Origin of the sequence: Actinophytocola algeriensis (assembly GCF_014203735.1) — a bacterium.
Classification (GTDB): domain Bacteria; phylum Actinomycetota; class Actinomycetes; order Mycobacteriales; family Pseudonocardiaceae; genus Actinophytocola; species Actinophytocola algeriensis.
This window is the reverse complement of record NZ_JACHJQ010000003.1, coordinates 727,234-741,860: the sequence shown is the minus strand read 5'-3', so window position 1 is coordinate 741,860 and position 14,627 is coordinate 727,234. Positions and strand designations below refer to the sequence as shown.

Sequence of the window (14,627 nt, the reverse complement as noted above, 5' to 3'; positions counted from 1 at the left end):
CAGGTCACGGCTCGTCCGACCGGGTGTCGATGGACTTGCGCAACGCGGCGAGGCGGTACCGGTCGAGGATCTCGCGCGGGCTGCCGAAGTGGTGTTCCTCCAGCAGCGGCAGGATCGAGGTCTCCCACACCTCGTCCAGCGCGTCCGGTCGCTGGTAGACGTAGTCGTGCATCAGGTAGGAGGGGCCGATCGCCAGTTCGCGGTCGTCGATGGCCCGGTTGAGCGCGTCCAGCAGGTCCGCCGCGTCGGCGTGGTGCGCGATCTCGTCGGCGCGTCGGCGCAGCCACTCACGCAGCAGTCCCGAGGTGGGCGGTTGCGACGGGTGCAGCTCGACGAACGCGAACCGGCGCCGCATGGCGGCGTCGACCAGCGCGATGGAGCGGTCGGTGGTGTTCATGGTGCCGATCACGAACACGTTCTTCGGCAGCGTGAAGTCCGCCTCGGTGGAGTACAGCAGGCTGATCGAGTCGTCCCGGTACTCCAGCAGGAAGTACAGCTCACCGAACACCTTGGCGAGGTTCGCCCGGTTGATCTCGTCGATGATCAGGATGTACGGGTCGGACGGGTGTGTCCGCGCGTCGTCGACCAGCGCCCGGAACGGCCCGGGCCGCAGCTCGAACGCGAGCTGCCCGTCGTCCCCCTGCACCGGCCGGAAACCCTCGAAGAAGTCCTCGTAGGTGTAGGACGGATGGAACTGGACGAGCTTGACCGCACTGGGCTCGGCGAGGTGCTGGGCGATCTTGCGGGCGAGGAACGTCTTCCCGGTGCCGGGCGGGCCGTAGAGGATCAACTGGCGGCGGTGCCACAGCAGGTCGGTCCTGCGTTGCAGCCAGTCCCGGTCGATCATCAGCTCGTCGGCCAGCTCGGAGCTGACCGGCGTGAACTCCAGCGGCTTCTGCGGCGCGGGCGCGGGTGTCTCGACCTCGATGTCCAGCTCACGCAGCAGGGCCTCGACGGCGGCGAGGTTCTCGGTGAGGTCCACGACGTCGGACTGGTTGTGCAGCTTCGCGGGCAACGGGTCCGGCAGTTTCGCGAACGGCACCGGCCGGGTGTCGTTGAGCCAGTCCACGGCGCGGCGCAGGTTGGAACGCTTGTCCCCGGAGTTGACGTACTCGGCCTCGCCGGTGACGCGACCCAGGTAGGTCTTGCCGCCGGTGGTTGTCAGCACGAGGTCGCCGGGCCGCATCCGGTTGCAGAACGCATCGAACTCGGCCACCTTCGCCTCACGAGCGGAGTAGGGCTTGTGCTGGTAATCCTCGTCCACAAGGGACTTCAACTCGGCCCGCGTCACGGGAAGAGTGACGGGCCGCAACGTGGAGGCGGCGAGTGACACTGACTCCTTCCGCAACCACACCGGCACCAGATCCCGCCCCTCGACGGACGACCCGCGCACCAGCCACGCACGTTTGTTGGTCGGCTGCGGAAGAAGATCGCTCAGCAGGTCACGGAAATCATCGACGGTGAGCCGTTGACTCGAACTGGCACGACCACGTTCGTCGAACTCGACGCCTTCGGATTCGAGCACTTCCCGGGGGGTGTCGGTGCGCTCCGGATCCCACCACTGGAAGTTCGGCGAGATGGTGCCGTTGACCGTCATGACGCGGTGGCCACTGGCAGTTGGATGCTCGGTCATGAAACCGCCGACCGCCTGCCCTGACATTCCGACAAGCTCGGCCAGGTCGCCGTATGTGGTCCAGTTTCCCGGTCCTACGTGTTCGAGAGCACTCAGCACGGTGGACCAGCGCGGGTCTCGGTACTGGCGCTTCTTCGTGGTCTGGTTTCGGGCTCGGTAGAGGCGCCGCAGCTCGCTCAGCAACTCTGTGCCGGGGAAATCCAGCATCGCCTGCAAGCCTGACTCGGTCACGGTCCACGAGCCGCCACCCTTGGTCAGCCACCCGACCATCGCGGCTTCGGAGGTCCGGAACCCCATCTGGACCCGCCACTTGACCCGGCCTCGTTCGTCGGACGCCCGTTCGTCGGCGGTGAGGCCCAACCTGTCAGCGACTCGCTCCGCCACCTCGGTCCGAGACAGTGATCCGCCCGCGTCCCGCAACACTTCCATCGCGGTTCGCAGGTAGAGCGCGTTGCGATCGGCGAAGGTCATTCGTGTTCTCCTTCAGCCGGGTGGCGGGGACCGTGGCCGGGCGGCGGGTCGAGCCTGGTCTGGTACGGCTCGCCGGTCTCGACGGCCTTGGCCATGTCGTCGTAGATGTCGAGGATCGCCTGCTTGGTGCGCGCGAACCGGTCCGGGTCGTTGTTCCTGAACGCCCGGAACGTGTCCATGATGTAGTCCACGTCGTCGCGCGGCACCCCATAGAGGTGGAAGTAGGCGGCATCCAGCTCGGCCCGCAACCAGAACCGCCGCTCCTCATCCCACCGGAATGGTGGCCCCTCATCTCCATGATCACGCGCGAAGCCGACCACGTCATAGCTGCCATAAGTAAGCTCTACAATGCGGACGCCGACCCACTGGTGGAGAATCTCATTCGAACTCCACAAACAGTTGCCATTGTAGTAACTCGGAACAAATATCGGAAGCTGTTTGAAGTACGCCGGATTCAGATGGGACCCTGCAACTTTTTGCCTGACTATGTAGTCGAGACAAAGGGAAGTGAGGTTCGCGTACAAGCCTGCAATTCTTCCAACTGGAAGCATCAGATTGAAAGTTCCAGCGATTGCCGTTCGCGGAACGATACTTGCAATGCATGTCCGCTCGTCGGAACTGCGGCAGATATCACGCCATCCCAGCAGCCAGTCCTTATCCCAGCCTTTGCGTGCGAGTCGACCGTCCGCCTCTCCCTCGGCCACCCAGTAGCGAGGTACTACTGCAAAATTCGGATCAAACTTCCGTTCAGCATCCACTCGCGGAAGTGTCCCTTTGTTTACCTGAGCATCGGTGGCGTGCTCGTAGGTACTAAACCGGTGATCCAGTATGTGAATCATTTTCGCTTCGACCAGAGGGAACATCCGCTCATCGCCACGCGCAAAAATGTTGCCGTTCAGCGTCCAGTCGTTCTGCTCCAGGAAGTCTCGATCACGGAACAGCGGCGAATCACTTGCCATATTGAATGTTCCTTGCATGAATGAGATATTCCAAGGATTTTCCTCAGGACTGTCACGCCATAGCAGAGACTTGACATGTCGATACATGGCAATCGTGAGGCCCGCAGAACGCTTATGCGCAAACACCGGACACGTTCCAGTATTCGAGTTAAGTAGAGTAATCTCATTCGGGGTCAGCGCGTAGCGCCTTAGTTTAATCTGAGACGCCTGACGCAAGGCAAAAGCGAGACTAATCTCCTCGATTTTGGATTCGCGTCCCGCAGCCGTCCACAAGCAAAATCGTACCCTATTGGTAATGCCTGGAAAGATTTTTTCTTCGTTCTCAAAATCGTATATTGACACAAGAGTGCGACTCAGCACCAAGTCTTTGAAGAAGTACTGAGTGTTAGCATCAGTCGCAATACCGGTTGGTAACACCATTCCCACCCTTGCATGTGGAGCGAGAATGGTCCGACCAGTTTCCGCGAATACAGGGTCAGTTTTTATCCTTCCGCGTGCAGTGAGAGGAAATCTGCCACTAGTCGCCAGAAAATGCCTAGTTCCGTCAATGAAGTGTTTTGCTTCCTCAAAATCAGCGAACAGTTTCTTGTCCTGCTCGTTGACACTGCTCTTCAGCGCGTCGATCGCCCGCTTGCGCTTGGAGGCGTTCGTGGATTCCGCAATCTTCGGTCGGCGCGTGGCAAAGAACTCCTGCTCCTTCATTTCGATATTCTCCCAGGGCGGGTTGCCCAGCACGCATGAGAAGCCTCCGCGCCAACCGGTCGTCGCGTCCACGTCCAACCGGTCCTCAGAAACGGTGAAAATGTGAGGGAACTCCACGTGCCAATGGAAGAACCGGTAGTCTCTGGCCAGTTCTACAACCAGATTGGCGAGCTGGGCACGTTCGAGGGTGTCCGGGTTGTCAGCGATCCAGTCCAGCGTCGACCGAACTACAGCGTGCAGCGCGGTGTCTTGGGTCTTAGGCTGAACAAAAGCGGCACACCAAGCATCGGCGACACGCTTGGCCGCCATGCGCTCATCATCGATATCACGCAATCGCGTGCGTTGCACGTATACATCTGCCAGGCTGCGTGCCTCTGCGTGTACCAGCGCCCTGGTGTTGTGGGCGATCGCGACATTCTTAGTAATTGGGGGTTCTGATGCGAACAGGTCGAAGATGCCATCGCCCTGTTCGGCGTTGCGTTTGGCAATGACCCGAGAAGCATCCCTGTCGTCACCGACCAAAGGCTTAAAGGCCTCCTTTGGAATACCTTTCTCGATCAGGGCGGGTGTGGTGCCGAGCAGCGAGTTCCCTACGCGGATGTTGGCGTCCAGGAAGGGGAGCGGGAAGCCCGGTTCCACCGACTCCAGCCACAGCGACACCTTCGCCAGTTCCGCTGCCGTCTCGTTGATGTCGACGCCGTAGATGCAGCGGCTCACGACCTCACGCATCGCGGTGCGGACCAGGTTCGGGGACGGTTCGTTCTCGCCGCTGCGCAGCTGGGCGACACGGCGGGCGATGCGGCGGGCGGCGGCCACCAGGAAGTGCCCGGACCCACATGCCGGGTCGCACACCGTCACGTTCAGCAGGGCGGCGACCTGCTCGGTGGCGGAGTCGATGCCGCTGACCGCGTCGTCAAGGACCGGGTCCAGTGCGCTGTCCAGCAGCGCCTCCGTCAGTGACGACGGGGTGTAGTACGAGCCCGTTGTCTTGCGTTCGTTGCCCGCCGCCGCCTTCAACGTGAACGCCCGCTCGTCCGGGTCGTAGTCGGGGTGCAGCTCCAGCAGCGACTCGTAGACGCTGCCCAGTTCCTCCGAGTCCAGGTTCAGGAAGTCCACCTGGCGACGCTGACCGGCGCTGTCCACGATGGCCAGGTGACGCACGGCCGTGATCAGGACCCCGTTGGTCAGCCGCATCCCTTCGAGGGGCTCGTCCAGCTCGTCCGGGCGGCTCGGGTCGATCTTCTCGTCGCCGTCCCGGGTGATGCGTTCGAAGATGCCGCCGATGCCCGGCACGCCCAGTTCGGGGCGACCTTCCTCCAGCCCGAGGCCGACGAACACCAGCCGCACCGACTCCCACAGGTCGTCGTGGTGGTCCGTGCTGCCGTGACGCGCGCGGTCTCGCAGACGCCGGGCGGAGAAGTAGCGGTCGTACCGCTTGCGCACGTCCAGCGTTGTCTCCGGGTCGAGCAGCACGCCGCGGTCCTCGGCGACGAACCAGAACAGCAGCCGGTACACCAGCCGCAGCACCGACCGTTTGTAGTCCTCGGGTCGCAGCTCACCGGTCGCCAGCCGACGGTTGAGGTCGCCGTTGGCCGGGTGGCGGACGAACCCGGTGCCCAACGTGTTGATCGCCTGCTCGACACCACCCCGTAACCGTTCCAGCGCGCGTTCGCCCTGCTGGATGGCCGTGGTGCGCCACGTCTCCAACCAGCACGACGCCGGTGAGTCGTCGGAACGGACCTGGAATCGGGTCGCGTGCAGCAGCCGGAACAGCAGCAGGAAGTCCGGGAACAGGCCCTCTTCGAAGATCAGCTCCAGGTCGAACTCCACGTATGCCGACCCGGCGAGCGAACGGGAGTCACGCAGGAGCCGCAGGCGCTGCCCGTTCGACACCATCGCGAACAGGTGGTCGTCGGTGCGGTTCAGCAGTTCCTGCACCATCGACTGCGGGGCGGCGTCGGCGGCACCGACGACACCCTTCGTGCGGTGGTCCAGGTCGGTGCCCCAGGGCAGCCAGTGCACGGGCACGTGCTGCCAGCGGTGGCTGACCTTGAACTGCCGGTCGTCCGCCGTCAGGCCGCCGCGCAGCTCCTCCAGCGGGCCGTAGCCGAGGCCGTCGCTGCCGTAGACCGCGCGGAGCCAGTCGCGGGTGCCGCGGACCTTGTCACGGGACAGCGCACGCCATTCCTTCGACAAGTCCTCGAACGCCCGCGACGCCGCCTCACGGACCGTGCGGCGCGCGCCCAGCCCGTAGTCGGCCGGACCGCGGCCGGCGAGACCGGCGTCGTCCATCACCCGGACGAACAGGTCGGCGGGCAGCAACCCACCTGCGACCCGCAACGACGGGAACGGTGCGCGGCTCATCGGGCACCTCCCGGCACCGGCAGGTACACGTACACACCCAGGACATCGACCGGCGTGTGCGCGTGGACGTCGATCCTGGTGACACCTGCCTGGCGCGTCGCCGCCCGGACCCGCATGTGCGACTCGCGGAGCTGGTCCGCGACCTCGGCGGCCTGTTCGTCCAACGACGTGCGCAGCTCGTCCAGCTGGGCGACCGCGCGCCGGATGTCGTCCTGGGCCTGCTCGACCGCCACGTTGCCGCTCGGCTGCGCCGCGAGCAGCGCGGTCACCTCCTCCGGTGGCAACCAGTCCGGCTCACCCGGTCGGCCGCGGTACGCCACCGTCCGCGCCTCCTCCGCGACCAACGTCCGGGTGCCGTAAGCCCCGGGCAACGTGACGTGCATGCGGAACCGCAGGAGCAGCAGTGTGGTGCGACGGGCCACCGTGTCGGTGCGCACAACGCCGCAGCGGCGGGCCGGGCGCGGGCCCGGAGTCAGTGGGTCGAGTGCGCTGTCCAGCACGTAACCGGCGATGGCCGCGACCGACGGATCGGTGCGGTCGAGGTGTGCGTGTTTCGGCGGCACCGGCAGATCCGAGCGGAACGGCAGCGGCTCGACGTGCCCCGGCGGCAATGCGTCCTGCAGTCCCAACGGCAGAGTGGTGGTCACCGCCTCGAACCCGGCTTTCTTCGCGGTGATCGACGCGCCGAGCGCGTCCAGGGACTCCCGGACGAACTCCGTGACCTCGGTGTCGGCGCCCAGGCTGGCCCGGACCTCGGCGAGTTCGGCGGCCACCTCGTCCGGCTTGATACCGGACTGGGCGAACTTCGTCAGCGCCGCGTTCTCCTTGGCGGCGTAGCTGTCCCACTCCTCGTGCAGCGACTTGCGGTGCGTCGCCATCACGTCCTCGAAACCCGCCAGCATCGGCTGGTCGGCCACCGGCGCCGCCACGAACAGTTCCTCCAGCACCGCCTCGACCACCGCGTTCGCCGAGTCCGGCACCGGGACGCTGATCCCGAGCTGTTTGCGGATCTCGTTGTGCTTGCGCAGCAGCACCCGCATCACGATCTCGTCGACCCGGTTGTCCGCGCCGATGACCGTTACCGCCCGCACCTCCTTGAAGGGCTGCCCGAACCGGTCGACACGGCCTTCCCGCTGCTCGTGCCGGGTCGGGTTCCACGCCAGGTCGTAGTGCACGACCGCCTGGAAGTGCTCCTGCAGGTTCACACCCTCCGAAAGGCAGTCGGTCGCCACCAGCACGTGGCGCCCCCGCTGACCGGTCAGCTCGGCGATGGTGCTCTCACGCACCGGTGGACTGAGCGCCCCGGTCACCGCGGCGACCGACGCGGTGCGTCCCAGCGAACCACGCAGGTGCTCGGCCACGTACTCGGCGGTGTCGATGAAGCGACAGAACACGACCGGGTCGTACCCGTCGCTCAGCAACGCCTGGATGGCCTCGTCCAAGCAGGCCAGTTTCGCGTCGCCCGCGCCTTCCAACTGCTCGGCGCGGCGCGCGAACTCCATCAGTCTGCGTCGCTCGGCGCTACCACCTTCGGCGATGTCGTCCGCCCCCGGCGTGACGTCCACCGACTCCGCGGCCTCGTCGTCGGCCAGGTCCAGCACGGTGGCACGGCCGATGCGGTCGGCCTCGTCGCTCGACGCCGCACCCGCCGCCTGTGCGCGAGTACGCAACGTCGCGGCGGCGGCCTTCGGCGAGGAGGCCAGCGCGCGCAGCAGCGCGAGCGCGGACCAGTACCGGACGCGTTGCCGCAGCGCACCGCCGGTGTGGTCGCGGACGGTCTCCCTGGCGTAGGACAGGACCGAGCCGAACAGCTTGGCGTAGTCGTCGGTGAGGTAGTACTTCCGTTCCTGGATCTTGCGGTCCTCGGGGAACGGGGTGTCCTCGACGAACTTGCGGATGTGCGCCCGGCGGCGCTGCACCATGTGCCGGGCCAGCCGTTCGCGGCCCTTCGACGACCCGAGGTCCAGGGCACGCAGCTCCGGGTCGAGCAGCGCGATCAGGTTGCGGAAGCCCTCGTCCTTGCCGCTGTGGGGTGTCGCGGTCACCAGCAGCAGATGGCGTTTTCGGTCCTCGGCGAGCCTGCGGACCAGGTCGTAACGCAGCGTCCGCCCACCCGACGTCGACCCGTCGGCCACGCAGGTGTGCGCCTCGTCCACGATCACCAGGTCCGGGCAGGCACGGACGAAGTCGTCGCGGTGCCTGGTGGACTTGATGAAGTCCGTCGACACGATCGTGTACGGATGCAGCTCGAAGATCGACTCGTCGTCCAGGCGGTTGCGCTCCAGCCGCTTCACCGTGCCGGGCAGCACCAGCTCCGCGTCGATGCGGAACTTGCTCGCCAACTCGGCCTGCCACTGCTCCGCGAGCGCGGGAGCACACAGGACGGTGAGTCCGCGAGCGCTGCCCTGCGCCAGCAGTTCCGCCGCGATCAGTCCGGCCTCGACGGTCTTGCCGATGCCGACGTCGTCGGCGACGAGCATGCGCACCGTCTCCTGACGCAGCGCCATCAGCAGCGGCACCAGCTGGTAGGGCCGCGGTTCGACCGCGAGACCGGCCATCGACCGGAACGGGCCCGCGGTGGACCGGAAGCCGATCCGCAGGGCGGTGCGGAGCAGTCCCGCGCTCACCGCGTTGCCCGCGTCCGCCGGATCCGGATCGGCGAACGTCGCCTGGCTGACCTGCTCGATCCCGGTGATGATGCCCGCCACCTCGTCGTCGCGGCCACCGAGCGGTCGGACCACCAGCAGGTCGTCCGCGGAGTCGGGAAGCACCACCCAGTCCCGACCCCGTGCGCGCACCAACGACCCGACGGCGAACGTGCTCACCGATTCCCCCTTCGACTGACTCCGAACACACTCGGGTTCCGAGTAACGATCTCCGGGTACGTCGCTCCGAAGGGCACCCGTATTACGAACCAGCCGGCATCCCGCAGGTTCTCCTCCGCAAGATCATCACGCCCCGGCGCGGCCGAGTCGTCCGGCCCGTCCACGAACACCGCGACCGGACCGGTCGCGGGCCGGTACACCAGGTCGGCCACCACGTCGAACTCCGGCAGCGCGACGGCGACCTCGTCGGGGCGGCGATACTCCATCTCCCGCAGCCAGTACACGAACTGCTGCCGAGCCCTGTACCCGGAGACCTTGTCCAACACGGCCTCCCACGCCTCGTCCGGATCATGCCCGCCCGGTTGGGCGGTGGTGGACCGTGCGCAGGCCAGCAGGAGTTCCTTCGCGAGATGCCGGTCGATCAGCAGGTGGCTGCCCTGGTTGCTGTAGGAGAGCAGGCAGTCGTAGCAGGCACGTGCGCAACGTTCGCCTGTCCCGTCGACGTCACCGCCGGTGTCGGCTCCGGTCTCCGGGTCGAAGTGACAGATCTCCAACGCTCGGCGGGCAGCTCGCCGCAACGCGTTCTTCTCCTCCACGAGACGCCGCAGCACACCCGCACCGCCCTCGGCGCTCTCCACGAACAGCACCCGGCCGCGGTCTTCGTCGTCCGGCAGCAGTTCGCTCGCCAGCTCGCTGTCCTCCAGCTGGAACTCCGCCTCGATCCCGCGCTCCAGCGCGTACATGAACGATCGGGCCGCGGCCTCGCCGACCTGACCGGCCGCCACTCTGGTGATCAGGATGTTGCGGCTGTCCTCCACGTACGGCACGACCTGCTGCTTCTTCGGCACCTCGTCGGCCGCGTCCAACTCCTCGCCGCCCTGGCCGTCGTTCGCCAACGCCTGCCGCTCCGACAGCCAGCGACCGTTCCGCACGTCGATCCAGTAGCCGATATTGCTGTGCGGGTCCCGCCGCCGCCGCAAGCCCAGGTTGGTGACCCGCACGGTCGCTGTGTCCCCGTAGTGCAGGTCGAGCACGGCCTCACCGGCGGTGCTCGCGACCGCGTCGAGCCTGCCGGGCCGGGCTCCGTGGTCGTTGAACCGGTACGAGGTGATCAGCTCGTACCCGGTGCGACGCCGTTCCTCCTCGTCCGAGGAGATCCGGTCCCGCCGGTTCGCACGCACCGTCTGCAGGCGCAGCAGCCGATACATCGTCGGGCCCAACCGTTGTTCACAGGAGTCGCAGACATCCGACCCGACCTCGACGTCGTGCTGGTAACCACAGGCCGAGCACCGGCGCGCGGACGTCGTGTCCAGCCCGGTGCCACCGTCCTCGCCCGGCGTGAGCTGCACCTGGTTCACCTGGTAGCGCACGCCCTCGTGATAGACGAGCGCACCCGGCCCGAACTCGCTGATGGCGATGAACCGCGGCCGCTGGATGAACTCGGCGTCGCCGCCGACCCCCCGCCTTCCCGGCACGTAGGCCCGCAGCGGCAGCCGAGGAAACGAGTAGCCGGGCAGGAAACCCTCGGCCGCCAGGTACCGGTACGAGTAGAAGTCCGTCTGGTACTCATCGCTGTCGTCGAGCCGGAGCAGACGCAGCTGGTTCTCGGCCTCTCGACGCTTGCGAGTCGCGTCGTCCCGGGACTTCGGACTGCTCGAGTGATCGAGAATGATCTTGTTCTGCCGCTCCTGCTCACGCACCGCGGCCCGGAACAGTTCACGCCAGCGTTCCAGCGCACGGTCGAACTCCAGCTCGGCGTCCGTGACGACCCGTTCGATCCAGTCGGGGTGCCACCACGAGGTGCTGTCCAACCGATCGGCGAGGCCGGACAGGACTATCCGAGCGTGCCGTATCGCGCGGTCTCGTGCGGCCACGGAGCCGATCGCCTGGCGAATCCGTGTCGCGATCGGCAGACCGGGGGAACCCGTGCCCACCACCTTCGCCAGAGACCGGTCCAGCCGGACTCCGGTCTCGGCGAGCCAGATGGCGTGGACGTGGGAGCGCAGCAGGTCTTCGTTGGTGAGGTCCAGCCGGGGCGGTGCGACGGAGCCACCGACCATCTGGTCCCGGTTGCGGAAGTAGTACTGGTCGTGGGCATTCCCGGTGGCGCAGTACGTGACCACGAGCGCGGGCTGACCAGAACGCCCGGCACGGCCCGCGCGCTGCGCGTAGTTGGCCGGTGTCGGCGGCACGTTACGCAACCCGACGGCGTTCAGACTCGCGATGTCGATGCCGAGTTCCATGGTGGGCGAGCAGAACAGCACAGGCAGCTCACCACTACGGAACTGGTTCTCCCGTTTGATCCGGTTCTCGTTGGACACCTGGGCGGTGTGCTCGCGGGCATGCATGCCGGCGAGCGTCTCGGCCACATCCGAGTACAGGCGCCGGAAGAACGGGTTGACCCTCGGCCCGTGCTCGGAGGCGACCTCCTTGCGCACCGGGTCCGTGGCACCGGACTTCCCGTCGCCGGCACGCCAGATGATCGCGGAAGCCTTGAGCTGATAGCCCGGTGCACCGTCCGCCTCGTTGGTCCGGCTGACCGCGAGCAGGCCACATTCGGCGAGGACGCCCAGCATGTCCGCGATCATCTTCTGGGCGTCATCCCGGGCAAGCCTGCCCGGGACTCCGGGAAACGTGGTGGACCGCAACAGGTAGCGACCGTACGCGCCGTAGCCGCTGAGGTAGAGGTGGTCACGACGGCTGCCCTTGCCGCCCGCACGAGCGAACGCCTTGCCGGTGCTCGGTTCGCTCTCCCGTTCCGGCAGTGCCCACGGTTCGTCGAGGTGCTGGCCGCTGAGTTTGCGGAGCTGTTCGAACCCGATGGGATCGAAACAGTCGACCTCGACGGCCAGCACCCGGCGCAACTCGTCGAGCAGAATGCGCATCAGCTCGCGGCGATGCTCGGCGATGTCGTCGCGGAGCACTGGGTGACGGTCCTCCCACAGGGACTGTTCGGCCGCGATCTCCGGCAGGTCGGTGTAGTCGATCCGCAGCAGGCCGGTCTGTTCGAGGTTTGGCATGGTGATCCGCCAGCCCCGCTCCAGATCCTGGTAGATCCGGTAGCCGACCACCCGGCGCAGCGCCTCCCACGCGCGGCGCTCAAGGCTGAACCGGGCGACCTTGTTCTGCGCGAAGTCCGCAATGGACAGTCCCAGCGCGTCAGTGACCTTCTGTTCGATCACCTCGTGGGTCAGCCCGTCCGGCGCAACGGACACCGCCCGGTACAGCGCACCGCGCAGCTGACTGACCTGGATGAAGTCATTGAAGTGCCCGGCCTGCAAACTCGCGTCCTGCCGGTTGTCGGCGAACGCGAGCAGTTTCCGCGCGGAGTGCGGCAGGTCGGACTGCGATCGCAGGCTGCGCACGACGCTCGCGCTGATCACAGACGCAGCAGAGCTACGCCCCTCCGCGGAGAGCGAGGCGAGCTTGCCGAAGTCGCTGCTGCGCAGTTGCTCGTAGGAGACCCGGCAGCGGAGACAGAAGGCGAACGCGCCTTCGATGAACGCGAACTCGGTTCCCGAGCCGCGTTCGGTCAACCGGCCCGTCACGTCGAGGTATACCCGCTCGGGCAGGCGGTCGCGGCGGCGCGGCGCGATGGACACGTTGCCGTGGTCATCCGTGACGAGCCACGACTCCGGCAACCGCTGTTCACTGATCGCGACGTGGACGTCGGCGGGCCACGGCACCTCTTCGCTGGTGAACAGGTAACCAGGTGCGCCGCCACGACCCTCGCCGTCCGCCCGGGACACGAAGCGCTCGTAGCCGTCGTCGTCGACTCGCTGCACCACGAGGTACTCCTGCCCGCACTCGCGACAGAACGCCGCGGGCAGAAGGATGGCGTCGGCACGCCCCTGCTCCGGCACCACCGTCTGGTACCGGCTGGTCACATATCTGGCCGAAGGGGGTTCCAGGCTGAGGTAGACGTTGTCCCCTTTGGACAGGAACTGGTGCAGGCGGAACGCGAACACCGGACGGCGGGTACGCGGGTCGATGATGCGCGCACCGCGCTGCAACGTCCTCGCGACACCGGCCGCACACGCGTCGACGGACACCCCCAAGCTCTTCGCAAGCACGTCAGCGGCATCGCGAACAGTCGACGGCGTCGGCGGCCGTACCAACCTGCCTTCGGACTCGACGATGCCGAACCGCCGCTCGACCCATGCGGACAGCGGATCACTCACGAAACGCCCGTGGTCGTCGTTGCCCGTGTCGTCCTCGATGCTTCTCCGGAGGCCCTGGACGTCGTCCGGGTCACCGTCGGTCGCACGTTCCAACGTCTCCCCGATGACATTCGGGGCTGCTACCGCGGTACCGAACAGATCACTGGCGACCGAGGCCACGGCGGCCTTCCGATCCTGTTCGGAGCCTTCGGTGGTCATGGTCGCGGACGTACCCACGCACTGGAGATCAGTCGCCGAACAAGCGTCTCGAAGCCGTCGAACCAGCATGCCGACATCCGCACCGGAACGCCCTCGATAGGTGTGCAACTCGTCCAGCACCAGGAATCGCAGATCACCAGCAGCCGTGATCAACCGCTCGCGCTCGTCCGGACGTGTCAGGACGAGTTCGAGCATCACGTAGTTGGTGAGAACGATGTCCGGCGGATTTTCGAGGATCTCCGCGCGTTCGGATTCCCTGTCCTGTCCCGTGTAGCGGCGAAAGGTGACCTGTTCGTCCTCCGGATCCATTCCGTTTCTGAGGAACTTCTCCAGTTCGTTGCGTTGACTGTTGGCGAGAGCGTTCATCGGATAGACGATGATCGCCTTGACACCGGGACGGTAGGTTCCCGCCTCGCGCTGCCGGAGCACGCTGTCCACGATGGGCACGATGTAGCTCAGGCTCTTGCCGGAACCGGTGCCCGTGGTGAGCACATAGCTGGCGCCGCCCCGCGCGATCGCGATCGCTTCCCGTTGGTGTTGATGCAGGCTGAGCGGATGGCCGGTCATGCCCGGCTGGTCCTTGCCGACCCTGAAGATCTTTTCGCAGTCGGGATGCAGGAGCCCCTCACCGACGAGGTCGGACACTGTGCCGCCGGAGGCGAAGTTCGGGTTCAACGACAGATAGGGGTCCGGCCACTGGTCACCATCACGAAGGCGCCGGTCGACGTGTTCACGAATCTCTCGGTCGTGGATCTCCGCGAACCCGGAGGTGAACTCACGGTAGTCCTCGATCAGTCGTCCGTGTACGTCGAACACATCCATGCCAGCAGCCCCCAGGGAGTTGATCGGCTACAGACAGGCTAATCGCATGAGGCGTGGCTGCCCGACAATGACGCTCGGCCCATCGGCAACAGAGCTCAGGCAGCCCGCGTACAGCCATACCGACCCTGCCAGGATGACGACGGCCGGAATTACCCGTTCGAGGCAGCTTCCTCGGGCTGGAAGCTCTGGTTGGTGAAACGCACCGATCCATGCGGGCAAAAGTGTGGGGCCGGTCTTGGAAGACCGGCCCCACGATTGCCTCAACCATGGCAATAAGCGCGCCCGAAGGGATTCGAACCCCTAACCTTCTGATCCGTAGTCAGATGCTCTATCCGTTGAGCTACGGGCGCATGTTCAGTTGTGGCGGAGGCTCCGGGATTTGAACCCGGGAGGGGTTGCCCCCAACCGCATTAGCAGTGCGGCGCCATAGACCAGACTAGGCGAAGCCTCCCGGAGTACCGCTCGGCGATAC

4 protein-coding genes and 2 tRNA genes are annotated in these 14,627 nt (G+C 66.2%); all 6 read right to left on the bottom strand.

Annotated features, from left to right (window positions below):
* Positions 1 to 4: 4 nt before the first annotated feature.
* Positions 5 to 2,104: an AAA family ATPase gene (locus FHR82_RS15845; protein WP_184811131.1), complete on the bottom strand. Its 2,100-nt coding sequence runs from the start codon at positions 2,102 to 2,104 to the stop codon at positions 5 to 7.
* Positions 2,101 to 6,129, bottom strand: coding sequence for an Eco57I restriction-modification methylase domain-containing protein (locus FHR82_RS15840; protein ID WP_184811130.1), 4,029 nt, complete (start codon positions 6,127 to 6,129; stop codon positions 2,101 to 2,103). Before FHR82_RS15840 ends, FHR82_RS15845 begins: the two co-directional genes overlap by 4 nt.
* Positions 6,126 to 8,954, bottom strand: a complete 2,829-nt coding sequence (locus FHR82_RS15835; protein WP_184811129.1) for a DUF8741 domain-containing protein — start codon at positions 8,952 to 8,954, stop codon at positions 6,126 to 6,128. Before FHR82_RS15835 ends, FHR82_RS15840 begins: the two co-directional genes overlap by 4 nt.
* A complete protein-coding gene (locus FHR82_RS15830) occupies positions 8,951 to 14,155 on the bottom strand; it encodes a DEAD/DEAH box helicase family protein (protein WP_184811128.1) in 5,205 nt (1,734 codons plus the stop codon). Before FHR82_RS15830 ends, FHR82_RS15835 begins: the two co-directional genes overlap by 4 nt.
* A gap of 277 nt (positions 14,156 to 14,432) precedes the next feature.
* Positions 14,433 to 14,505, bottom strand: a tRNA-Arg gene (locus FHR82_RS15825).
* An 11-nt stretch (positions 14,506 to 14,516) separates the two neighbouring features.
* Positions 14,517 to 14,606: transfer RNA gene (locus FHR82_RS15820), tRNA-Ser, on the bottom strand.
* Between the last annotated feature and the right edge of the window lie 21 nt (positions 14,607 to 14,627).